The organism is Solwaraspora sp. WMMA2059, from assembly GCF_027497315.1.
Taxonomy (GTDB): Bacteria; Actinomycetota; Actinomycetes; order Mycobacteriales; family Micromonosporaceae; genus Micromonospora_E.
This window is the reverse complement of the sequence record NZ_CP114908.1, coordinates 5,612,751-5,635,666: the sequence shown is the minus strand read 5'-3', so window position 1 is coordinate 5,635,666 and position 22,916 is coordinate 5,612,751. Positions and strand designations below refer to the sequence as shown.

The 22,916-nt window shown below is 71.0% G+C and carries 20 protein-coding genes; 3 read left to right on the top strand and 17 right to left on the bottom strand.

Annotated elements, in window-relative coordinates:
* Positions 1-47 precede the first annotated feature (47 nt).
* Positions 48-668, top strand: coding sequence for a putative glycolipid-binding domain-containing protein (locus O7553_RS25870; protein WP_281552191.1), 621 nt, complete (start codon positions 48-50; stop codon positions 666-668).
* Positions 669-674: 6 nt separating this feature from the next.
* Here O7553_RS25870 and O7553_RS25865 read toward each other — a convergent pair whose 3' ends face one another.
* Together O7553_RS25865 and O7553_RS25860 are read right to left on the bottom strand one after the other, a co-directional pair.
* Positions 675-1,775: a PLP-dependent cysteine synthase family protein gene (locus tag O7553_RS25865; protein WP_281552190.1), complete on the bottom strand. Its 1,101-nt coding sequence runs from the start codon at positions 1,773-1,775 to the stop codon at positions 675-677.
* A gap of 30 nt (positions 1,776-1,805) precedes the next feature.
* Positions 1,806-2,255, bottom strand: coding sequence for an Lrp/AsnC family transcriptional regulator (locus O7553_RS25860; RefSeq protein WP_281552189.1), 450 nt, complete (start codon positions 2,253-2,255; stop codon positions 1,806-1,808).
* Between the two features lie 247 nt (positions 2,256-2,502).
* Between O7553_RS25860 and O7553_RS25855 the strand changes: the two genes are divergently transcribed.
* Positions 2,503-2,763: a BldC family transcriptional regulator gene (locus tag O7553_RS25855; RefSeq protein ID WP_281552188.1), complete on the top strand. Its 261-nt coding sequence runs from the start codon at positions 2,503-2,505 to the stop codon at positions 2,761-2,763.
* Positions 2,764-2,788: 25 nt separating this feature from the next.
* On the opposite strand, the gene O7553_RS25850 is transcribed toward O7553_RS25855, so the two are convergent.
* Positions 2,789-3,418 carry a UbiX family flavin prenyltransferase gene (locus O7553_RS25850; protein WP_281552187.1) on the bottom strand — a complete coding sequence of 210 codons (630 nt, stop codon included), beginning with the start codon at positions 3,416-3,418 and terminating at the stop codon, positions 2,789-2,791.
* 109 nt (positions 3,419-3,527) lie between these two features.
* Here O7553_RS25850 and O7553_RS25845 point away from each other — a divergent pair, with 109 nt between their 5' ends.
* Complete coding sequence (locus tag O7553_RS25845; RefSeq protein WP_281552186.1) at positions 3,528-4,574, top strand: terpene synthase family protein; 1,047 nt, start codon at positions 3,528-3,530, stop codon at positions 4,572-4,574.
* A 38-nt stretch (positions 4,575-4,612) separates the two neighbouring features.
* On the opposite strand, the gene mqnP is transcribed toward O7553_RS25845, so the two are convergent.
* Genes mqnP through O7553_RS25775 form a run of 14 tightly spaced genes read right to left on the bottom strand, consistent with a single transcriptional unit; the run spans position 4,613 to position 22,915 of the window.
* On the bottom strand, positions 4,613-5,560 hold the full coding sequence (gene mqnP / locus O7553_RS25840; RefSeq protein WP_281552185.1) for a menaquinone biosynthesis prenyltransferase MqnP: 948 nt from the start codon (positions 5,558-5,560) through the stop codon (positions 4,613-4,615).
* Positions 5,536-6,999, bottom strand: a complete 1,464-nt coding sequence (locus O7553_RS25835; RefSeq protein ID WP_281552184.1) for a menaquinone biosynthesis decarboxylase — start codon at positions 6,997-6,999, stop codon at positions 5,536-5,538. Before O7553_RS25835 ends, mqnP begins: the two co-directional genes overlap by 25 nt.
* A 55-nt stretch (positions 7,000-7,054) precedes the next feature.
* A complete protein-coding gene (locus O7553_RS25830; protein WP_281552183.1) occupies positions 7,055-8,281 on the bottom strand; it encodes a hypothetical protein in 1,227 nt (408 codons plus the stop codon).
* Between the two features lie 35 nt (positions 8,282-8,316).
* Complete coding sequence (locus O7553_RS25825; RefSeq protein ID WP_281552182.1) at positions 8,317-9,597, bottom strand: MFS transporter; 1,281 nt, start codon at positions 9,595-9,597, stop codon at positions 8,317-8,319.
* Complete coding sequence (locus O7553_RS25820; protein ID WP_281552181.1) at positions 9,594-12,203, bottom strand: ATP-grasp domain-containing protein; 2,610 nt, start codon at positions 12,201-12,203, stop codon at positions 9,594-9,596. Before O7553_RS25820 ends, O7553_RS25825 begins: the two co-directional genes overlap by 4 nt.
* 49 nt (positions 12,204-12,252) lie before the next feature.
* Complete coding sequence (locus O7553_RS25815; protein ID WP_281552180.1) at positions 12,253-13,503, bottom strand: biotin carboxylase; 1,251 nt, start codon at positions 13,501-13,503, stop codon at positions 12,253-12,255.
* Positions 13,490-14,782, bottom strand: coding sequence for an amidohydrolase (locus O7553_RS25810; RefSeq protein ID WP_281552179.1), 1,293 nt, complete (start codon positions 14,780-14,782; stop codon positions 13,490-13,492). Before O7553_RS25810 ends, O7553_RS25815 begins: the two co-directional genes overlap by 14 nt.
* 39 nt (positions 14,783-14,821) lie before the next feature.
* Positions 14,822-16,162 (bottom strand): MFS transporter, encoded by a 1,341-nt coding sequence (locus O7553_RS25805; RefSeq protein ID WP_281552178.1) that lies wholly within the window; start codon positions 16,160-16,162, stop codon positions 14,822-14,824.
* The gene (locus tag O7553_RS25800; protein WP_281552177.1) at positions 16,152-16,859 is read right to left on the bottom strand and encodes a hypothetical protein; all 708 of its coding nucleotides are present in this window, start codon (positions 16,857-16,859) and stop codon (positions 16,152-16,154) included. Before O7553_RS25800 ends, O7553_RS25805 begins: the two co-directional genes overlap by 11 nt.
* Positions 16,860-16,902: 43 nt before the next feature.
* Positions 16,903-18,243, bottom strand: a complete 1,341-nt coding sequence (locus tag O7553_RS25795) for a diaminobutyrate--2-oxoglutarate transaminase family protein (RefSeq protein WP_348650142.1) — start codon at positions 18,241-18,243, stop codon at positions 16,903-16,905.
* A 24-nt stretch (positions 18,244-18,267) separates the two neighbouring features.
* The gene (gene hypF / locus O7553_RS25790; protein WP_281552175.1) at positions 18,268-20,622 is read right to left on the bottom strand and encodes a carbamoyltransferase HypF; all 2,355 of its coding nucleotides are present in this window, start codon (positions 20,620-20,622) and stop codon (positions 18,268-18,270) included.
* A 32-nt stretch (positions 20,623-20,654) separates the two neighbouring features.
* Positions 20,655-21,680: a hydrogenase expression/formation protein HypE gene (gene hypE, locus O7553_RS25785; RefSeq protein ID WP_281552174.1), complete on the bottom strand. Its 1,026-nt coding sequence runs from the start codon at positions 21,678-21,680 to the stop codon at positions 20,655-20,657.
* A gap of 31 nt (positions 21,681-21,711) precedes the next feature.
* Entirely contained in the window at positions 21,712-22,296 is a 585-nt protein-coding gene (locus tag O7553_RS25780; RefSeq protein WP_281552173.1) for an isochorismatase family cysteine hydrolase, read from the bottom strand.
* A 43-nt stretch (positions 22,297-22,339) separates the two neighbouring features.
* Positions 22,340-22,915, bottom strand: a complete 576-nt coding sequence (locus O7553_RS25775) for a GNAT family N-acetyltransferase (RefSeq protein WP_281552172.1) — start codon at positions 22,913-22,915, stop codon at positions 22,340-22,342.
* Between the last annotated feature and the right edge of the window lies 1 nt (position 22,916).

Here is a 22,916-nt window from a genome sequence, read left to right as displayed (position 1 = left end):
CGGCGACCCGCTCCGCAGCGGCTCGTCGGGCCGGTACGGTCGGGAACATGCCGACGTTGCCGAAATCGATCGTCTGGACGCGGACGGACACCGGCGGTGCCGATCATGTCCTCTTCGACGACCAGCGCGGGCTGACCGCTCGCGGTGTGGCGGTGGTGGCGGCGCCACTGCCGTACAGCTGCCACTACGAACTCGCCACCGACGAGCAGTGGGCCGCCGTCCGGCTCACCGTCACCGTCGAGGGTGCCGGCTGGCTGCGGACCGTACGGATGGAACGGGCGCTCGGCCGGTGGCGGGTGAGCACCGCCGAACAGGGCGACCTGGACGGTGCTCTGCGGGCGGCCGGGCGCAGCCCGGTCGGCCTGCCCGGCACCGAGGAACCGGGCCGGCTCGACGCGGCGTTCGACGTCGATCTGGGCGGGGTGCCGCTGTTCAACACCCTGCCGATCCGCCGGCTGCGGTTGTCGGAGCAGCCGGTCGGGCAGGAGCACCGGCTGGTCGCGGCCTGGGTCCGGGTGCCGAGCCTGGAGGTGATACCGATGGAGCAGACCTACACGGTGCTCGGCGCTGACCGGGTCCGTTACCGCAGCGACAGCTTCACGGCCGAGATGACGGTGGATCCGCACGGTTTCGTGCTGCACTACCCGGGGCTGGCGCAGCGCGCCTGATCCCGATCATGGCGCGTCGGTCGGCCACTCGCCGGTACGCATGAACTGATCGGCCACGGCCCGGTACGGGGCCAGATCGATCCCGTGCCGGGTCAGCCAGTCGGACGAGTAGTAGCTGGCGGCGTACCGTTCGCCGCTGTCACACAGCAACGTCACCACCGAGCCCTGCTCGCCGGCGGCCCGCATCTGCGCGATCAGCCCGAACGCACCCCACAGGTTGGTGCCGGTCGACCCGCCGACCCGCCGACCCAGCAGTTCGCTGGCGATGCGCATGGCGGCCAGTGAGGCGGCGTCCGGGACCTGGATCATGCGGTCCACCACGGACGGCTGGAAGGACGCTTCGACGGTCGGCCGACCGATCCCCTCGATCATCGACCCCCGGCCGGTCGAGGTCGACCAGTCGCCGCTGCACCATGCCGGGTAGAAGGCGGAGTTCTCCGGGTCGACGACGCAGATCTTGGTGCGGTGCCGCTGGTAGCGGACGTACCGGCCGATGGTGGCGCTGGTGCCGCCGGTGCCGGCACCGACCACGATCCAGTGCGGGACCGGGTGCCGTTCCAGCGCCAACTGGGCGAAGATCGACTCGGCGATGTTGTTGTTGCCCCGCCAGTCGGTGGCCCGTTCGGCGTAGGTGAACTGGTCCATGAAGTGCCCGCCGAGGTCCTCGGCGAGCCACCGTGCCTCGATCACCACCGCGGCCGGGTCGCGGACCAGGTGGGGGCGGGCACCGTGGAACTCGATCTGGGCGATCTTCTCCGCCGACGTGCCGGCGGGCATCACCGCGACGAACGGCAGGCCGAGCATCCGGGCGAAGTACGCCTCGGAGATGGCGGTGGAGCCGGACGACGCTTCGACGATCGTGGTCTGCGGCCCGATCCATCCGTTGCACAGGGCGTAGAGGAACAACGAGCGGGCCAGCCGGTGCTTGAGCGAGCCGGTCGGGTGCACCGACTCGTCCTTGAGGTAGAGGTCGATGCCCCAGGACGGGGGGAGTGGGAACGGCAGCAGGTGGGTGTCGGCGGACCGGTTGGCGTCCGCCTCGACCTTGGCGATCGCGTCGGTCACCCAGGCCCGGCCGGCGTCGTCGTACCGGTCCAGTTGATTCACTCGCAGACGGTAACAAGTGCAGTCGCCGAATCACCCGGTCAGGGGGCGGGGCCGGTTCTCCCATTTGGTGGACAGCGTGACGCTGGTCCGGGTGTTGGCGATCCCCGGTGTCCGGTTCAGCCGCATGATGAGCTGTTCCAGCTCGGCGATGGTGCCGACCCGGGCGAGGCAGAGGAACGACTCGGTGCCGGCCATGAAGTAGCAGGACTCGATCTCCGGCATGTCGCGCAGCGCGTCCAGCACCGCCTCGGTGTCGGCACCTGAGTCTTCGACCAGTCCGATCAGGGCGGTGACGCCGAGGCCGACCGACTCCGGCTGTACGTCGGCCCGGTAGCCGCGCAGCACCCCGGTGGTTTCGAGTTTGCCGATCCGTTCGTGTACGGCGGGTGCGGAGAGTCCGACTTGGCGGGCGAGTTCGGCGTAGGAGAGCCGGGCGTTGCCGCGCAGCAGGTCGACGAGCCGGGAATCGATGGCGTCCACGGAATGTAGACCCTAGTGCCTGCCGCCCGCCCGGGTGGCCCGCTGGTCGACGAGCTGGGGTAAATTACAACATAGGGCGCAAATCCTACCGGATAACTGCCCAGTCGGGTAGCTTTCCGCATTTCCCGGACACGGGGGTCGGCCGGTGCTCTAATGGCCGTACGTCTGGCACTACGGCATCTGGCACACGGTCCATCGGGGGGCTGACTGGCCACGCCAGAGCCGTCGCGGACGCGAGGAGGGGACCGTGGACACTGGAGATCGTCTGCTGACGCCGGGCGAGGTGGCCGCGCTGTTCCGCGTCGACCCGAAGACCGTCACACGATGGGCAGCGGCCGGCCGGATCGGCAGTATCCGAACTCCCGGAGGCCATCGTCGGTTCCGGGAGTCCGAGGTGCGTGCGCTACTCGAAGGCGAAGGCGTGCTGGAGGAGATGCAGGCAGAAAGCGCGGAGACCACCCGGCCCCGGCACACCGAGAACGGGTCAGGAGGAGCCGGGCCGTACTGACCGCCGGGCCGTACCGAGCAGGTGGTCACGCCCGGTCCGCGCCCAACTCGCCGGACCACCGCCGGAACAGATCGTGCGGTACGCCGAGCGCGTCCAGCACCTTCCCGGCAACGAAGTCGACCAACTGGGCGGCGGTGGCCCCGGCACCCGCACCGTAGAAGCCGGGACTGGCCGGCAGCACCACCGCCCCCGCGTCGTGCAGGGCGAGCAGATGCTCCAGGTGACTGCGGGTCACCGGGGTCTCCCGGGGGACCAGCACGACCGGCCGGCGTTCCTTGAGGTTCACCTCGGCGGCCCGCTGCAGCAGGTCCTTCGACAGCCCGATGGCGATGCCGGCACAGGCGGCCGTGCTGGCCGGTACGACCACCATCCCGCGTACCTGGTACGAGCCACTGCTTGGCCCGGCGGCGAGATCACCCGCCGGCCAGAACCGTACGTCCGCGTCGTCCAGCCCACGGCCGAGCCAGCGGGCCAGGTCGGCCCGCCAGTGACTGTCCCGCAGTGGCGCGCCGGTCTCGTCGAGCAGGGTGAGTCGGGCCGCGCGGGACACCACCAGGTCGACCGGATGGCCGGCGTCGAGCAGCGCGCGGAGCACCGCAGCCGGATACGGCGTACCAGACGCCCCGGAGACGCCGATCACCCATGGTCTTCTCATAAGATCCCTGCTCGCGTGGCTGGTCGCGGGCTGTCACCGTGCCCGGTCACCCCATAGGGTAAGACGACCCGCCTCACGGACACATTGGCAGCAACTTCGCAGGCAGCCCATGGACTCCCGCAAATCCACCCCGCCGCCGCCCCGCCCCGACGTCCCGTACAGCCGTACCGGCCTCGACGGGCCGGCCGCCGAACTGCTCGGCGAACTGCTCGTTGCGCTGCGCGCCGGCTGCCCGCTGCCCGCCGTGCTGTCCCCGTACGCGGCGCAGGCCGACGCCTGGCTGCCCGGTTGGCTGCAGCGGTGCGGCCTGCCACCGGGCACCGCGACCCACCGTCGGCTCGCCGGGGCCAGGATCGGCCGGTACGCCGCCCGGCTCTATCCGGGTGCGCCGATCGGCCGGCTGCGTGTGTTGGCCGCCATGTTCGCCTGGTTCTTCCTGCTCGACGACGAGTTCGACGGGGTCGCGGATCCGCAGGAGGGGAGGTTGCGCCGACTGGCCGACGGGGTGCTGGCGGTGCTGTGCAGTGATCCGGCACCGGGCAGTGACCCGGTCTTGGCCGGGCCGCTGCGCCGGATGCTCGCCGGTCCGTGGCAGGCCGTACGCCAGTCGATGCCCGAGTGGTGGCACCGACGGTTCGTCGAGGCGGTGGCGGAGCACCTCGACGGAGCGGTACGCGAGGCGGCGAACAAGGCGGCCGGCTACCGGCCCGGCCCGGACGAGTACGTCGAGTTGCGCCGGGCCACCTCGGCGGCGCACGTGGCGTACACCTTGATCGAGTACGCGACCGGCGACCCGGTGCCGGACGCCGTCTTCCACCACCCCCGGGTGCGCGACGTCCGAGTCGCCGGCAACGACCTGCTCTCCTGGTACAACGATCTCTTCTCACTGTCCCGCGACCTGACCACCGCCGGCGGTCACAACCTGGTGGTGGCGGTCGCCGAGACGCGGCGGGTGCCGATCGGCGACGCGCTGGTCATCGTCGCGCACCGGTGGCGGGCCGAGATGGCGGCGTTCGGCGCACGCCAAGCCGAGGTGCCGTCGTTCGGGCCGGATCACGACCGGGCGGCCCACGGCCTGCTGGTCGGGGTCGGGTACGCCGTGCGCGGCACCATCGACTGGTCGTTCGAGAGCGCCCGCTACCAGCAGCGGCGCTGACCCGGCCCGGCCCGGCCGGGGTGGTCAACGGTCAACGGTCAACGCAGGCCGAGCCGTACCACCAGGTCGACGAGGGCGAACGCGAACAACGCGATGCCGACGAAGCCGTTGGCGGTGAAGAACGCCCGGTTGACCCGGGACAGGTCGGTCGGCGTCACCACCAGATGCTGGTAGCCGAACGCCACCGCGGTCAACACCAGCCCGATCCACCACGGCCAGCCGAAGCCGACCAGCACGCCGAACCACCCGAACAGGGCGAACGTCACCAGGTGCGCCACCGTCGAGGCATGCAGCGCGAAGCGTCGACCGTACCGGGCGGGTACGCTGCGTACCCCGATCTCACGGTCGATCTCGGCGTCCTGGCAGGCGTAGATCAGGTCGAAGCCGCCGATCCAGAGCCCGACCGCCGCGCCGAGCAGGATCGCCGGCCCGGCGCCGTCGAAGGTGCCGGTGACCGCCAGCCAGGCACCGACCGGGCCGATCAGCTGGGCCAGTCCGAGCACCGCGTGCGGCCAGTCGGTGAACCGCTTGGCGTACGGGTAGACCACCAGCGGGACCGCCGCCAGCGGGGCGAGCGCGAGGCAGAGCGGGTTCAGCGCAGCGGCGGCGCCGAGGAAGACCACCAGAGCGACCACCGCGCCGGTCCAGGCCGTCCGGACGCTGACCGCCCCGGTCACCAGTTCCCGACCGGCGGTACGCGGATTGCGCGCGTCGATGTGCCGGTCGATGATCCGGTTCGCGGCCATGGCGAACGTCCGGGCACCGACCATCGCCACGGTGATCAGCAGCAGGTCGAGCCAGCGGACGCCGCCGTCGAGGCGGGCCATCACGGTCAGCGCGGACAGGTACGCGAACGGCAGCGCGAAGACCGAGTGTTCGATCGCGACGAGCCGTAGGAAGGCTCGGATCTTGCCGACCGGGGCGGCGGGCGCGCCGGCCGGTCCGGCGGTGGCTGCGGCGCTCACGAGATCCCGTACTCCCGCCATCGCTTGTCCACCAGCGAGACGATCTCCGGAGACATAATCATCTCCTGCGGCCAGCCCCGGGTGTAGCCCTCGGTGGGCAGCTTGCGGGTGGCGTCGACGCCGGCCTTGCCGCCCCAGAACTGCTGGTACGACGAGTGGTCGAGGTGGTCCACCGGGCCTTCGGTGAGCAGCAGGTCGCGGGCGTAGTCGACGTTGCCGAAGGCGCGGAACGCCACCTCGTGGTAGTCGTGCACGTCGCAGTCGTCGTCGACCACGACGATCAGCTTCGACAGCGACAGCAGGTGGGCACCCCAGATCGCCGACATGATCTTCTGGGCGTGCTTGGGGTAGCGCTTGCGGATCGACACGATCACGCAGTTGTGGAACACCCCGGCCGCCGGCAGGTCGTAGTCGACGATGTCCGGGATCAGCATCCGCAGCAGCGGCAGGAAGATCCGTTCGGTGGCCTTGCCGAGCCCGTGGTCCTCCTGGGGCGGCTTCGAGGTGATGATCGAGTGGTAGACCGGGTCGCGCTGCATGGTCATGCACTCGATGTGCAGCACCGGGAACGGTTCGACCGGGGTGTAGAAGCCGGTGTGGTCGCCGAACGGGCCCTCGGGCAGCCGCTCGCCCGGTTCCAGGTAGCCCTCCAGCACGATCTGGGCGTGCGCCGGCACCTGCAACGGTACGGTCTTGCAGTCGACCATCTCGACCCGCTGGCCGCGCAGGAACCCGGCGAACAGGTATTCGTCGATATCGCCGGGCAGTGGTGCCGACGCCGAGTAGCTGACCACCGGGTCGCAGCCGATCGCCACCGCGACCGGAAGCCGCTCGCCGCGCCGCTCGGCGACCGCGTGGTGGGCGGTGGAGTCCTTGTGGATCTGCCAGTGCATCCCGAGCGTGGTGGGCGAGTGCTGCTGCAGCCGGTACAGGCCCAGGTTGCGCTTGCCGGTCTCCGGGTGCTTGGTGTGGGTCAGCCCGTAGTTGTGGAAGATCCCGCCGTCGCCGGGCCAGACCTGCAGCCCGGGCAGCCGGTTGAGGTCGACGTCCGCACCGGTGTAGACGACCTCCTGGCAGGGCGCGGTCTTCACCTTGCGCGGCGGCAGCGAGGTGAGCTGCATGACCTTGCCCAGCCCGTCGCGGATGCCGGACCAGCCGACCGGCAGATCGGGCTTGATCATCGCCCCGATCCGGTCGCCGATCTCGTCGAGCCGGTCCACGCCGAGCGCCATCGCGGTGCGCTGCTCGGTGCCGAACAGGCTGATCGCCACCGGCATCTCGCCCCGGGTGGGCCGCTCGAACAGCAGCGCCGGCCCGCCGGCGCGTACGGTCCGGGTGACCACCTCGCTGATCTCCAGCGTCGGATCCACCGGTACGTCGACCCGCCGCAGCTCACCGGCCGTCTCCAGCGCCGCGACGAAGTCCTTCAGATCCTGGTACGGGAAACCTGGAGCCGCCATGCCGCCAAGTCTGGCCTACCTGCCGACCGGCACCGGCACCTGGGTCTCTTCCGGCTCACCGTGGGCGGCTCCCGGTTCGTCCGCCGGTACCCGCTCCGTGACCGGTCGTCGGTGCCGTCCGGTCGGTCTCGAGGATCAGGTGGCCGGTGTCGTGACCGCCGCTGAGCAGGTCCAGTCGTAGTTCGCGGCGGATGAGGTCACGCAGCGCGGCCCCGTCGATGATCCGGATGCGGTCGTCGGTTGGCAGCCCAGCCCGATCGACCCGCCCGGTGCTGATCATGAGTCCACGCGCCGGCACCCACTTGTCGAGCGTCCGGGACAGCGTCTCCATCGCCGCCGGCCGGACCGGACCCCGTACCGCCAGCAGGATGCACACCCCGCCGGTGGCCGCATCGGGATCGATCGCGGCGGCGAGCAGTTCGTCGTCGGAGGCCGACAACCGCATCCAGTCGGTCATCCCGGTCACCTCGAACAACCTGCGCAGCAGTCGCCCGAACTCGGCAGGGCGCAGGACCAGCAGGTCCGGCGCGAGGGCCGGATCCCGCCAGCACGCCCCACCGCAGTGGGCGAAGCGGCGGCCCGACCAGACGTCGGGCGCGGTGACGGGGCCGGGCGGCCGGTTCACCGGGTCAGGGCCGGGTAGACAGCTCACCGGGTCGAGGTCGGGATCGTCGAGCGGTATTCGTGCGAAGGCGTCCCGACCGACGAGCGCGTCGACCAGCAGCGGCGGATCGCCCCCCGGCACGCCGTCGACCGGTGGTCCGTACCCGGTGAACGCGACACTGTCGACCAGATATCCCGGGGTCGCGTCGAACGCGTCGGCCACCGCACGCAGCGTCAGCAGGGCCACCAGATCCTGGTACGCCCGCCGGCGTGCGTCCGTCGGCCGTGACCGGGCCCCGACCGGTCCGTGCGCCCCGACGCGGCCGTGGCCGACGCCGCCGGGAACCACCTCCGGTCCGGGAAACTCGTAGACGACCGCCAGCCGGCGGTCGTCCACCCGTAGACCGAGGGTGAACGCGCCGTCCGGGCCGTCCGGCAGGTCCGCGACGGTCATCGCCTGACCGAGCGCCGCGACGAACCGTTCCGGGCCGCGCAACCGGAAGGTCATGTCGAGCCGGGTACGGGTCGAGGCGGGCACCGCGGTCCGGTCCGTCAGCAGCCGGCGCCACGCGGTCGCCCGGTGGGCGGCCAGTTCGGTCCGCAGCCGCGTCTCGGCCAGCCGGCGTGGCGACGGACCTCGGACGGTCGCCGGCTTCGCTGGTGCTTCGTCGATGTCCACAACGGCTACCTCGGTCGGGTGGGGACGGCGAACGGTCAGTCGACGGTGGCGAACTCGGACGTCGGCCGGTCGCGTGCCGGAAAGTCGACCAGCCGTCGGACCGGTGACGTGGCGATCACCACCACCGCCGAGAGGAAACCGATCGCGGTGAGATACAACGCGGGGCGCAGTCCGATCAGATCGCCGAGCCAGCCACCCAACGCGCCGCCGACCGGCAGAGTGCCCCAGGAGATCAGGCGGTAGCCGGCGTTCATCCGGCCGAGCAACCGTTCGGCGGTGATCGCCTGCCGGAGACTGATGATCTGGATGTTGGCCATGGTGGCGCCGGCTCCGGCGATCGCGAACCCACCGACGATCATCGTGATCCCCAGCGGTGTCGCGCCCGGCGCGAGCGGAATGAGCATCGGCGCCACACAGCACAGGACGGTCGAGGTGAGGATGCTCCGCCCCAGCCCGACCGTCGCGGTCAGCCGTCGGGCCACCAGCGAACCGAGCAACGAGCCGACCGCTCCCACGCTCAGCAGCGCTCCGATACCGCCCGCGCCGAAGCCCAGCACCCGGGCCGCGTACAGCACGAAGAGCGTCTGCAACGACATCAGGAACAGGTTGTACAGGCCGGACTGCAGAGCGCACGCCCGCAGAATCGGCGAGCGGAGGATCAGCTGGATCCCCTCGGCGACGCTGCGCCGCAACGGCACCGGTGCGTGGTGCCGTCGCGGGGGCGGCTCGGGGCGCCGGACGGCGACCAGGGTCGCCACCGAGACCAGGTAGGACATGCCGTTGATCAGCAATGCGACCGGTGCGGTGGCCACCTGGACCAGTAGCCCGGAAAGGCCCGGGCCACCGATCTGCGCCAACGAGCTGGTGCCCTGCAGCTTGCTGTTGCCCTCCACCAGGTGCTCCCGGCGCACCAGCGTCGGCAGGTAGGACTGGTACGCCACGTCGAAGACCACTGTGAGCGTGCCCACCAGCACCGCGATGGCGTAGAGGAACTCGATCCGCAGCTGGCCGAGGGCCGCGAGCACCGGCACCAGGGTCACCAGGGCGGCCCGGCCGACGTTCGCGTAGATCATCAACGGCTTCCGTCGGACCCGGTCCACCCAGACCCCGACCAGCAGGGTGACGAGGAGGAACGGCGCATACGACGCGGCGTTGAGCAGACCTACCTCGGAGGCGCTGGCCTGCAGCGCGAGTACCGCGGTCAGCGGCAGCGCCAGCTGGGTCACCTGTGCACCGACCTGCGACGTGGCCTCACCCGCCCAGAACCTGAGGAACTGCCGGTCGTGCCACAGCCCGGTGCCGGACCGGCCGTTCACGCCGCGTCGCCCGCCGACCGGTCCACCGCGTGGAAGACGCAGCCGATCTGTGCTCCGTTGATCATGCTGACGATGCCGACCGCCGGGTCGGGCACCGCGCGGGCGAGCGTGCCCGCGTACCGGGAACCGATCAGCATCACCCCGTAGGCGACCGCCATCAGCTGGAACCCGTCCCCGTCGTCGGCGCGGAACCGCTCGGTGACCGGCAGGACCCGGTCCTGCACCACGTACGGTTCGTCGACCGCCGCCCGTACCCGCCGCTCCCACTCGTCCTGGGAGACCGTCCAGCCCGGTGTGACACCCACGCCCCCGTAGAGCAACGTGGGCTTGAGCACCAGGTGGTCCCTGTTCGCCAGCATGTGCGGCACCAGATCGACGGTCTGGTCCTGCCAGGTGACCTTCTCGTCACGGACGAACCTGGTCCACGGCAGGAGCCGGTCGACCAGGGCCAGTTCCTCGGCGGTGAACCGGTCGCGGTTGCGCTCGTCGCTGAGCAGCGCGAGGCTGCCCTTGTTGCCGTACAGTTCGCTGTCCAGCGCGGCGAACAGCTGGACGGTGCCCCGTTCGGCGGCGTCGAGCAGCGGCTCCACCCGGTCGTAGGTGCGCTGCTCGGCCGGCATCTCGCCCGGCAGGAACATGCGGTACACCACGTCCACCCGGCGGTCGTCGAACAGCACCATGCCGTCGGCGTACCGGAACTGGTCCAGATGACAGACCACGGCGTCGAAGCCGAGCTCGACGAATCCCGGCACGACGAAGTCCATCCAGCACTTCGTCTTCTCGAAGCCCTCCGGCCAGTCGGTGATCGCCAGCAACGGCCGTTCGATCCGGTCCAGGTGCGGGGCCTGCGCGCGCAGCACCCGGACGATCTCGGCCAGCGGGTCCGGGAACGTCAACCCTTCCGCCTCGACGAACCGGGCGAACTGTTCGTCGGCCGCCAGCGCCCGTCCGAAGATGCCCATCTGCCAGCCGCCCAGCGAGCTGCCGGTGTTGAGCTCCATCAGTCGGAAGCCGTCACTCTGCCGGTAGAGATCGGCGCGGGCCAGTGGCGCCAGTCGGGGCCCGGCACCGCGCAGCACCAGTCGGGTCTGCACCTCGGACATCCCGACCGCCCGGGCGAACTCCCGCAGGTCGCCGTCGAACAACCGGTCGGGTAGTCCGGCCACCAGTTCGAACAAACCGGCCAGATCCCGCTCCAACGTGCGTACCTCGCCGGCGGTGAGGAACACCGGACGGTTCAACCCTTCGCCGCCGCCGGCGCCGTACCTGAACCACTCGTCGCCGCGTACGCCCGCGACGGTCATCCGGTCCTCGCCGCGTTCGTGGTCGAGGAACCGGCGGGTGACCGAGTTCTCCCAGTGCGCGCCGAGCCGGGTCTCCAGCGCGGCGGTCAGCCGTACGGTGGTCGCCGCCTCGGCGTGGTCCAACGCCCGCCGACAGGCCGACTCGTCGTCGGCGACGGCGACGAACGCGGCGGTGCGTGGGGTCAGCGTGCGCGGCGGCGGTTCGAGCCGGTCGCCGGGCGAGGCCAGCGCCACCGCGGCGACCAGGTCCGGAATCCGCCGAGGGTCGGGCAGTTCGATCCGCTCGACCGTGCCGGCGTGTGCCGGCGGCAGGAAGCGGATCTCCGCCACCCGGTCGGCGGTGGTCACCAGCGACGGGATCCGCTCGAAGGCGATCTCCGCCGCAGCGCTGACCAGATCCACTCCACAGGCCAGCTGCCCCAGGTAGGGGATCAGGTCGCCGGCGAGCCGGCCGTTGAGTTCGATCAGGCGGGCGCCGCGTGTGGTCAGCCGGATCTCGGTGTGGGTCACCCCCCAGTCGACACCGACCGCCCGGTGTGCGGCCCGGACCAGCTCCACCACCTCCGCCGCCCACGGTTCGTCCCGCCACCGGTCCACCAGATGACCCAGCTCCTCGAAGTACGGCGGGGCACCCAGTCGTTTCCGGGCCACCAGCACCGGCCGGGCGTCGCCGTCGACGACCACGCTCTCCACGCTGATCTCCGGGCCGTTGAGGTACTCCTCGACCAGCACCCCGTCACCGCCGGGCACACCCGGCAGCCGGCTAGTGGTGGCCAGCTGGTACGCGGTGGCCAGCCCGGCGGCGCCGGACACCACCGTCACTCCGAAACTGCCACCCAACGACCGCGGCTTGACCACGACCGGGTACCCGATCGACTCGGCCACCGCGTGGGCCTCGTCCGCGTCGCGCGCGAGACCGTACCGGACCGCGCTCAGCCCGGCGGCGGACATCGCCTCACGGACCGCGTACTTGTCCCGGCAGCGGCGGGCAGCCGTCGGCGACATGTGTCGCATCCCCAGCCGACTGGCCGCCTCCGCGACCGGGACCAGGGACCACTCGTCCCAGGTGACGATCGCCGCCTCGGACACCTCGCCACGCAGGTCGGCGACCGACGGAAACAGCTTGGCCCGGTCCGTGGTGTCCGCGATCCGGTGCGTCTTGACGTACTTCGCCTGCCAGGTGGGCGCCTCGGGGGCGATCAGCACCACCTCGTACGCCGTGGCCAACGAGGCGAGCGCGTACTCGCGGTACGCCGCGAGACGGCTGCCAACCAGGATCAGCCGCGGGGAGTCAATCGTCACGGTGTCTGTTCCTCCTGCTCGATTGCGGATCTTCGGATCCGGGGGTCGCTCAGTCGCCCACGGCGACGCAGGCGAGCTGGTACGCGGTGGCAGCGGTCCGGATCGCCGATTCGACGTCCCCGGTGGACGGGCCCCGGAACCGGAACCGTGCGCCCACGTGCTCGTACCCGCCGATCCGCGGAATGACGGTGCCCGGTCCGGGCACCACCTCGGCGTACGGCCGGGCACCGTCCGGCAGGTCGTCCTGCCATCCGGCGACCGTCACCCGGCACGGAGCCGGCACCGGCGTGGGCAGCAGCAGGTAGCCGCCGACCTCACCGCGGTCGGATACCGGCACCGCCGGCACCCGACCAAGCTGGACGTCCATCGCCGCGGCCATCAGATCGACACCGTGCACCTCGCGCCACACGAAGGGGATCTCGGCCCCACCGACCCGGGCACCCGCCTCGAGGAAGCTCAGCGTCACCTGACCACCTGGCCTGGTCGCGACGAACGCTTCGAGGTGGAACACCCACGGCCGGTCGGAGAACCCGGCACACACCTCGGTGGTGAACCGCTCGATCTCCGCCAGCAACCGGTGGTCGTCGATCTCGACCGACCCCAGATAGGCGCCGGTGGTGAACGCCGCGCAGGTGTTCAGGTAACGGGAGGCCCGCCAGACCCCGAGCCGGTCGCCCTGCCAGAGCCCGTCGATGTGCAGGATCTGGTCGGCGACGAACCGCTGCACCAAATAGGGTTCCTCGCCGATCGGGGTCGGTGTGGTCAACGCCGCCGGCCCGTCCAGGCGTTGCACCCCTCGACTCGCCGTGCCGAAACGTGGCTTGACCACCACCGGCCAACCGTGCCGATCGGCGAACGCGCGCACCGCGGCCAGGTCGGGAGCGTCCGCGAACGGCGGGACCGGAATCCCCGTCCGCTGCATCCGCTGCCCCATCAGCAGCTTGTCCCGGTAGCCGACGAGCTGCTCCGGTCGGTCGCCGGGCAGGTCGAACTCGGCGCGCAGCAGCGCGGCGGAATCCAGGTCACCCTCGTTGAGGGCGACCAGCCGGTCCGGTACGCCGTGGCGGGCGGTGAGGCCGGCCACCGCCTCGCGTACCGCCGCCGGATCGTCGGTCGCCGGCACCACGACCACCTCCGCTGCCCCGGTGGGCACCGACGACACCGCGTGGGGGGCGACCACGTAGCTGACCTTGTTCGTCGTGTGGTCCAGGTAGTCGGCGTACCGGGCGTGCTGGCCCCGCCAGCGGTGCAGGATCACGACGTGCCGGCCCGGCCGGGCCGGTGGCTCACGGCTGGGCACGACCGGCCGTCCCGTCACCGACGGCCCCGACCAGGGCCGGTGTCAGCCAGGCGAGCGCGGCGGTGACCAGTGCCTGCACCCCGATCGTGAGACTGGGCTGCAGCACCGGGGCGAAGGTGGCCGCGTGGTTCTGCGGGATGTCCTCGTCGATCCGCCCCGCCGCCGCGGCGGCCTGGTAGCGCTGCGGCTCGATACCGCCGAAGAACCAGTACACGTACGGCACGTCGGCGGCCGCGCCGAGGATGCCGAAGTCCTCGCTGGCGGTGGTCGTGGTGATCGGAAGGACCCGGTGATCACCGAAGAATGCCCGGTGGGCGGTGGCGACCCGGGCGGTCGCGGCCGGATCGTTGACGGTCGGCGGCAGATGGTAGACCGAGGTGATCTCCGGCTGCCGTGGGGCGCCGGCGGCGTCCGCCTCCGCCCGTGCCAGCCGCTCGATGAGGGTGAACACCTGGTCGCGGACGCCGACGCTGGGCGTCCGTACGTTGATCGACAGTTCCGCCTCGTCGGGGATGACCGCCGCGGTGGTACCGGCGTGCAGCGCACCGACCGTCACCACCACCGGTTCGTTCGCGGCGATCGACCGGGAGACGACCGTCTGCAACCGCATCACCAGCGAAGCCGCCATCACCACCGGATCGACACTCGACTCCGGCTTCGATCCGTGGCCGCCACGGCCGAACAACCGGATCCGGATGCTGTCGGTGGCACCCATGACGGTGCCGGGGCAGGTCGCGACGAGACCGGCGGGACCCGGCCCGACATGCTGTCCGAGAATGACGTCCGGCTTGTCGAACCGGTCGAACAGGCCGTCGTCGACCACCGCCCGGGCGCCGTACCCGCTCTCCTCGCCGGGCTGGAACAGGGCGATCACCGTGCCCCGCCAGTCCCGCTCGGCGGCCAGGACCGCGCAGGCACCCAGCAGGCAGGTGACGTGCAGGTCGTGTCCGCAGGCGTGCATCACCGCGACGGTGCCGCCGCTGTCGTCGACCGCGGTCGCCGTGCTCGCGTACGACAAACCGGTCTGCTCCCGGACCGGCAGCGCGTCCATGTCGGCCCGCAACATCACGACCGGGCCGTCGCCGTTGCGCAGCACCCCGACCACGCCGGTGCGTCCGATCCCGGTGGTGACCTCCCAGCCCAGCCGGGTCAGTTGGCCCGCGACGATCGACGCCGTGTTCTCCTCCTGGAAGGCCAGCTCGGGACGGGCGTGTAGGGTGCGGTAGGTGTCCTCGAGCTCGGGCAGTAGTGGGGCGAGGGACTCGAACAGCTCAGACATGATGTCCTTCCTCATGGACGGGCGAATGTGGTGGGCGGGTCAGCCGGATCGCGCCAACGAGGGCTGCTGGTGCGGGCGGTCACCGGGCAACCCGCGCTCCCGGACCCCCCACGAGGCGAGCAGCGCACCGGTGGCCATCAGGGCCACCAGCCACGGCACCCAGCCGACCCGGCCGTTGTCCCGCAACAATTCGGCGAGCATCGGAAAGGTGCCGCCGAAGAGACTGATCGCGGCGGCCGCCGGCAGCCCGATCGCCAGGGTCCGGATCGCCGGCGGGAACAGTTCGCCGACGAACACGTTGTTCACCGCCAGCGGCAGACCGAGTAACGCCAGCAGTACCAGGGCGACCACCAGGACCGGCACCTGACCGGTCACCAGACCGGCGAGCAACGGCACGCTCAGCAGCCCCAGCCCGGCGAAGCCGATCCGCAGTACGGGCAGCCCGCCGTACCGGTCGGCGAGAGCCCCGGCGACCACCATCGCGCCCAGCAGTCCGACCATGCCGATCAGCAACGCTGTCGCGGTCTGTTCGCGAGGCACGCCGGCGGCCTCGTCGGCGTACACCGGCAGATAGACCGTGCAGAAGTAGAACACCACCGTGGCGCCGGCGGTGACCAGGAAGACGACGGCGATCTCGCGGCGGTGGGCACGCAGCAGCCGCAGGCGGCCCGGTCGGGCCCCGGCGGCGGCGTCTGCGGTCGCGGCGACGAAGACCCCGGTCTCGGCGACACCGAGCCGGATCCACAGGGCGATCAACCCGAGCAGGGCGCCCAGGGCGAAGGCGATCCGCCAGGCTCCGGCGGTGACCCCGTCGGAGCCGTACAGCCGGAGCAGGACCGCCAGCACCGCCAGGGACAGCGCGCTGCCGATCACGATGCCGCCGTAGGACACCGCGCTGAACAGGAACCGTCGTCGACCCGGTGCGGTCTCGGTGACGTATGCCGCGGCGCTCGGATTCTCGCCTCCGACGGACAGCCCCTGCACCAGCCGGGCCAGCACGACGAGCAGGGTCGCGGCGACGCCGACCTGTGCGTAGGTCGGCGCCACGGCGATCACCGCGGAGCCGACCGCCACCAGCGTCACACTCAGCGTGAGGCCGAACCGGCGGCCACGGGTATCGGCGAACCAGCCGATGACGATGCTGCCCAACGGTCTGACCAGGAAACCCAGCGCGAATCCCAGGTAGGCGGCGATCAACCGGGTGGTCGGGGAGGACCCGGGGAAGAGCTGCTCGGCGAAGTACGGTGCGAGCACGCCGTAGACCGTCCAGTCGTACGACTCGACCACCGAGCCGACCGTCGCGGCCGCCAGTTCCCGCCGGGGCCAGCGGGCCGGGAGCCCGGTGCCGGGCCGGTCGCGCGGCACGCCGCTATCCGCCATCGCACACCCCGTAGATCCGGATCGGCTGGACCCCGCCGGGGCCGACGGCCGTGCCGGTGGGCACGGCGTGCACGCGGAAACCCGTCGGCGGCAGGTCGTGCAGCCCGGACAGCCCGGTGACCACCGGGACGCCCCGCCGGGTGAGCAGCCGCGTCGCCCCGGGCAGCGGGGCGGCGTCGGTGCCGACCAGCGCGGCGTGCCGGTCGGCCAGCACGGCCGCCGCCTCGGCGGTCAGCCGCGGTCCGTCGAGGGGACCGCCGTGCACCACGACGGCGCGGCCCTCGACCTGGTACGGCGCCAGTGCGCCACGGTCCACGGTGGCCCCGCCGCCGGTCAGCCGGGCCAGCACACCGGGCAGATCGACCAGACCGGCGAGCGGCACGTCCCGGGTGGGGGGATGCAGCTCGGTGTCGGGGCCGGTCAGGTCGACGACTCGGCGTACCTCGTCCCGGCCGACGTCCACGCCGCGGGAGCCCTTGTGGGGTTCCCGGAGCAGGGTCTTTCCCTTGACCGTCGTCCGGCCGACCATCAGCAGCCCGAGATGGTGGACGAACAGTTCCGCGATCTCGTCGTCGTCGATGTCGTTCCCGGCGATGTCGAGACGGAATCCCTGCACCTGCAGGCCGCCACCATTGCTGAACTCGACGTCCGCGTCGAACTCCACCCGCCACTGTTCCGAACTGCCACCTGCTCGCACGCCGCACTCCTCTGCTCGCTGACAAACGCGGAGATCCTGCCGCTCAGTCGAACGATTTGTCGAGCTTCTCGATCAGTTCCGCGATTTCGTCGTCGCTGATGACCAGCGGGGGCAGCAGTCGCAGTACGGCGCCGTGCCGGCCGCCGCTCTCGATGAGCAGTCCGTTCTCCAGGCAGCGCCGCTTAATTTCCCGGGCCCGTCGCCCGTCCGCCGGCGGTCGGCCCAACGCGTCGACCGGACCGGCCGGGTCGACGATCTCCAACCCCCAGGCCAGTCCCCGGCCACGGACGTCGCCGATCTCCGGCCGCTGGACGGCCATCGCCTCGAGCCGGTCGCGCAGCAGCTCCCCTTTGCTCGCGGACTGCGCGACCAAGCCCTCTTCGGCGATGACCGCCATCGTCTCGGCACCGGCGACCATGGCGAGCTGGTTGCCCCGGAAGGTGCCGGCGTGCGAGCCGGGCAGCCAGCCGTCATACTTCTCGTGGTAGGCCACCAGCGACAGCGGATAGCCGCCGCCGACGGCCTTGGACAGCAGCACCGCGTCCGGTTCGATGCCGGCGGCCTCGAAGGCGAACATCGTTCCGGTCCGTCCGAGACCCATCTGGATCTCGTCGAGGACCAGCGGAATGTCGAGGGCGGCGGTGACGGCACGTAGTCCGCGTAGCCATTCGGTGGCTGCGGGCACCACACCACCTTCGCCCTGCAGCGCTTCGAGGATGACGGCGGCTGGTTTGGTGATACCGCTCTCCGGGTCGGTGAGTACGTTCTCGATGTAGCGCAGCCCGGCCCGTACGCCCTCGGCGCCGCCCAGACCGAACGGGCACCGGTAGTCGTACGGGTACGGCAGGAAGTGCACCTCCGGCATCAGGGCCGCGACCCGCTGCTTGGCCTGCAGGTTGCCGGTCAGGCTCAACGCGCCGGCCGACATCCCGTGGTACCCGCCGTGGAAGGCGAGCATGGTGCGCCGGCCGGTGGCCGATTTGAACAGCTTGACCGCCGCCTCGGTCGCGTCGGCACCGGTCGGCCCGCAGAACTGCACCTTGGCGGTCGCCGCGAAGGACGGCGGCAGTTGGCGGTAGAGCATGCGCAGGAACTCGTGCTTGGCCGGGGTGGTCAGGTCGAGCGCCTGCTGCAACTGGTCGGAGTCCAGGTACCGCCGGACCCGGGCCAGCACCGCCGGATGGTTGTGTCCGAGCGCCAGGGTCCCGGCCGCCGACAGGCAGTCCAGGTAGCCGTTGCCGTCGGCGTCGTGGACCCGGGTCAGCCTGCCCTGCACCAGCACCCGGCCCACGGCGTCGGCGTAGGTCCGGGCGCTGGACTCACGCCTGCGTACGTAGTCGTAGATGTCGTCCGGGTGGTTGGTCGCGACGTCCGTCATCGAAATTTCCTTCCGTGGCTGGTCCGGCGCTCAGGCCGTGGTCCTGGCTCGAGCGTCGGCGACCATCACCTGTCCGAGCGCGATGCCACCGTCGTTGGCCGGCACCTGCCGATGACAGCCCACCGTGAAACCTTCCGCCTCCAGCGCGACCAGGCAGTTCACCAGGAGGAACTCGTTCAGGTAGACCCCACCGGACAGCACGATCTGGTTGATCCCGGTATCCGCGCGAACCGTCCGGCACTGCCACCGCACCGCGTTGACCACCGCCGTGTGGAAGCGGCGACTGATCCGGGGCAGACCGACCCCGGCGGCCAGATCGTCGGCGATCCGGCGGACCACCGGCCGCGGGTCCAGTTCGGTGACCGCGCCGGTGACGAGGCCGAACCGGTAGCCGGCTTCCTGCATGTGGTCCCGTTCCAGCAGACCTTCCAATTCGATCGGACCCTGCGCCTCGTACTCGGCGAGCTGACACACGTCGACCAGCGCGGCGACCCCGTCGAACAACCGCCCCATGCCCGACGACATCGGGCAGTTGACGCCTCGGGCGATCATCCGGGAGTAGACGTGCCGCTGCTGTTGCGACAGTTTGTCGAGTACGCGGAACGCCGTGGTGGCGGCGGCCAGGTTCCCGAAGGCGTCCAGGGCCAGCGCCAGACCGGTCCGGATGGGCTCGCGGACCGCCTGGTCGCCGCCGATCAGCGGCACTGGGCGGAGCCGGGCCACCCGCTGGACCGTCGCGTAGTCACCGAGCAGGAACTCGCCACCCCAGACGGTGCCGTCCTCGCCGAAGCCCGCCCCGTCGAAGACGACGCCGAGCGTCGGTCCGGTGAACTGGTTCTCCGCCATGCAGGAGGCCATGTGGGCGTGGTGGTGCTGCACGAGTTCCACGGCGGCCGCCTCCGGCCCGTCGCCCGCCGCCGCCCGGACCGAGGACCGGAACTGCGGATGCATGTCGTACGCGCCCAGCTCCGGCCGCAGGGCGTACAGGTTGGCCAGGTGGGCCGCGGTGCGCTGGTGTGACTCGAAGGTCTCGTCGTTCTTCAGGTCCCCGATGTGCTGGCTCAGGTAGACCCGCGATCCGCTGCTCAACGCGACCGTTGTCTTGAGCTCCGCCCCGTAGCCGACGACGGTCTTCAGCGGGCGTCCCACGTCGACCGGGTACGGGGCGTAACCACGGGCCCGGCGCAGAAACGTCAGTACCGGCTTGCGCAGGTCGGGGTGCGTCGACAGCCGAACCACCGAGTCGTCCACCCGGATCTCGATGTCCCGGTCGTGGTAGAGCACCACATCGGCGATGTCGAACAGCTGGTCCAGCGCGTCCTCGTTGCGGTAGGCGATCGGATATCCGGAGATGTTTCCGCTGGTCATCACCAGGACGCCGAGGTCGGCCTCGTCGAGCAGCAGGTGGTGATGGGGGGCCGAGGGCAGCATGATGCCGAGGTTGGGGTTACGTGGGGCGACGCCTTCCGCGAGAGCACCGGCCCGTTTGCGGGCCAGCAGGATCGGCCGGGCCGGGGAGCGGAGCAGATCGACCTCCGCCGGGGAGAGCTGAACCAGCCGGTGTGCGGTGGCCAGATCGCGGGCCATCACCGCGAACGGCTTGGAGTCCCGGCGTTTGCGGCGACGGAGCCGACCGACCGCTTCGGCGTCGGTGGCGTCCACCGCTAGGTGGAACCCACCGACACTCTTGATGGCGGCGATCCCGCCGCCGGCGAGCACGTCGACACAGTGCCGCAACGCGGCGTCGCCCCGTAGCGTCGTGCCGGTCGGGCCGGCGAGCAGCAGCTGCGGTCCACAGGCCGGGCAGGCGTTCGGTTGTGCGTGGTAACGCCGGTCGGACGGATCCTGGTACTCGGCGGCGCACGGTGGGCACATGGTGAACCCGGCCATCGTGGTCTTCGCCCGGTCGTACGGCAGATCCTGGACGATCGAGTAGCGGGGTCCGCAGTTCGTGCAGTTGATGAAGGGGTACCGGTACCGGCGGTCCGCCGGGTCGCGCAACTCGGCGAGGCAGTCGGCGCAGACGTGCGTGTCCGGCGGGACCAGCGCGGCCCGGGTGGCGGCGGACCGGCTGGCCACGATCACGAACCCCTGGTCGCCGTCCGGCCCGGCCGGCGGGTCGCCGAGCGTACGTGTCTCGTCGACACGTACCTCGTCGACCCGGGCGAGTGCCGGGGCGGCGGTCCGAAGCTCCGTGGTGAACCGTTCCAGCACCTCGACCGGGCCGGTCACCTCGACCAGCACGCCCTCGGTGTCGTTGAGCACCGACCCGGACAGGCCGTACCGGTGGGCCAGCTTGTAGACGAAGGGGCGGTAGCCCACGCCCTGCACGACGCCGGTGACCCGGATCCTTCGCATTTCGTGTTCGATTTGTTTCAGATCCACGGCGCGTCCTCTTTCAGATCCACGGCGCGTCCTCAGCACAGCCGCGGGAGTTCGGCCCCCCGCAGCTGGTCGATCACCGACTCACGCCCGTCCCGGTCGCGCATCGTCACCGCCGGCCCGTCCCGGTCGGTCACCGTCCCGACGACCGCGGCGTGCGTGCCGTACGGGCTGCTGGCCAGCGCGGACAGCACGTCCGGCACGGCGGCCGGATCGACGAACAGCGCCGCGCAGCCCTCGTTCGCCGCGTGGATGGGGTTGATGCCCAGCATGTCGGCGGCCATCGCGGTCTCGTGCTGGATCGGCAGGGCCGACTCGTCGACGGTGATGACCCGTCCGGTGCTGGCCGCGTACTCGTGCAGGACGGCCGCCAGCCCGCCCCGGGTGACGTCGCGCATGGACCGCACGGCGCCCGGCGCGGTCTTGGCGAGTACGCCTTCGATCATGTTGTTCAGTGGTGCGCAGTCGCTGAGCACGCGGGCCTCGAAGCCGAGTCCTTCCCGGATGGACAGCAGGTGGACGGTGTGACTGCCGATCTGCCCGCTCAGCACGACGACGTCGCCCGGGCGTACGGACGCCATCCGCAGCGGTTCGCGGTGGAAGACCCCGACGCCGGCGGTGTTCAGGTAGAGCTGGTCGGCCTCGCCGGCCCGGACCACCTTGGTGTCGCCGGCGACGATCTGGACACCGGCCTCCGCCGCGGTGGCCCGGACCGAGTCGAGTACCTGGATCAGGCGGCGTACCGGCAGCCCGGTCTCCAGGATCATGCCGAGGGTGAGGAACCGGGGGGTCGCGCCGGCCACCGCCAGGTCGTTCACGGTCCCGCAGACGGCGATCTTGCCCACGTCGCCGTTGCCGAAGAACGGCGGATCGACGACGAACGAGTCGGTGGTCATGGCGATCCGAGGATCGTCGACGGACAGCACGGCGCTGTCCTCCAACACCCCGACGTAGACGTCACCGAGTCGTTCCACGATGAGGTCCAGCAGTTCGTGGCTGAGCTGGGCACCGGTGCCGTGGTCCAAAACTATCTGCCCGGCCGGGTCGGTCTTCCGGGTCACAACGCGCCTCCTGGGTGCACGGCCTGACAGGTCACGGGGTCTTGATCTCCTTGCGGGGGAGGGCACCGTGCTGGTCGAGTACCCGGAGGACCTCGGCCGACGGGGTCACCGTGGCGCAGTAGCCGGCCAGCCACTCCAGGGCCCGGTCCCGGTCCTCGGGCCGGGCGGAGACGACGCAGTCGGCGGGCACCCAGACGTTGTAGCCGCGGAAGAAGGCGTCGGCTGCCGTCGTCTGCACGCAGATCTGGGTCTGCATCCCGGTGATCAGCACGGTGTCCACGCCGAGTGCCTGTAGTCGTTCGTGCAGGTCGGTGTCGTAGAAACCGCTGTCCTTGTTCTTCTCCACGACGATGTCCGCCGGGTCGAGGAACTCCGCGATGATCTCGGCGCCCCGCGTGCCCCGCTGTACGGGCAGGTAGCCGTCGTAGCGTTCCGCGTTGGGGTCGTCCGGATCGTTGATCAACTGCAGGTGGAAGACGTGGTGGCCACGCTGCCGGATCCCGTCGAGGAACGCGGTGAAGTGGGCGGTGGCGGCACCGACCGCGGCCACCCGCTCCGGGTTCTTCTCGACGAGTTCGTACTGCAGGTCGTTGGTGAGCACAGCGATCTTCGACATGGTGCGTGGTGTTCCTTTCCGGTGGGGCGGGGCGCGTGGCCGGTCAGCCGGCTGCGGACGGCGCGGGAAGCTCGTGCAGCCAGGTCCCGGTCTGGCGGAAGTGGGCCTCCAGATCCGCGCGCCGTGCGTACATGAAGTGGCCGGTGACGGCCTGCCCCGCCTTGCGGGCGTAGTCCGGCAGCCGGCCGTACTCCTGGAAGCCGAGCCGGTGCCAGAGGACTCTCGGTCCGTCGTCGCGGACCTCCAGGGTGATCACGTCGCAGCCCATCTCGGCGACCTTGCGGATGGTCTCCTCGAAACCCTCCAGCAGGAACTTCCCGCGGTGCTCCGGGTCGATCACGCAGCGCCTGAGGTCGACGACGTGCCGTCGGGCGGGCAGCGGCGCGCGGGCGAGGGTGACCATCCCGACGATGGTGCCGTCGTCGGTGCGTACGGCGAGTAGCTCGAGAGCTCCGCGACGAAGCTCCGCGTCGAACGCACGCATCAGGGCGAAGCCGTCCTCGTCGTTCAGCGGTTCGGTGAACCCCAGGGTCATTTCGCGTACGGCGACGGCGTTCATCAGGCCGATCATCTCGCGGATGTCCTTGGCGGACAGTTCGGCGGGCCAGTCGTACTTCATC

Bases quoted from the DNA above. Each gene is read 5' to 3' on its own strand.
- mqnP (WP_281552185.1), bottom strand. From the start codon at position 5,560: ATGGCGGGAGTACGGGATCTCGTGAGCGCCGCAGCCACCGCCGGACCG.
- O7553_RS25870 (WP_281552191.1), top strand. From the start codon at position 48: ATGCCGACGTTGCCGAAATCGATCGTCTGGACGCGGACGGACACCGGC.
- O7553_RS25835 (WP_281552184.1), bottom strand. From the start codon at position 6,999: ATGGCGGCTCCAGGTTTCCCGTACCAGGATCTGAAGGACTTCGTCGCG.
- O7553_RS25850 (WP_281552187.1), bottom strand. From the start codon at position 3,418: ATGAGAAGACCATGGGTGATCGGCGTCTCCGGGGCGTCTGGTACGCCG.
- O7553_RS25775 (WP_281552172.1), bottom strand. From the start codon at position 22,915: ATGAAGTACGACTGGCCCGCCGAACTGTCCGCCAAGGACATCCGCGAG.
- O7553_RS25805 (WP_281552178.1), bottom strand. From the start codon at position 16,162: ATGGCGGATAGCGGCGTGCCGCGCGACCGGCCCGGCACCGGGCTCCCG.
- O7553_RS25845 (WP_281552186.1), top strand. From the start codon at position 3,528: ATGGACTCCCGCAAATCCACCCCGCCGCCGCCCCGCCCCGACGTCCCG.
- O7553_RS25810 (WP_281552179.1), bottom strand. From the start codon at position 14,782: ATGTCTGAGCTGTTCGAGTCCCTCGCCCCACTACTGCCCGAGCTCGAG.
- O7553_RS25780 (WP_281552173.1), bottom strand. From the start codon at position 22,296: ATGTCGAAGATCGCTGTGCTCACCAACGACCTGCAGTACGAACTCGTC.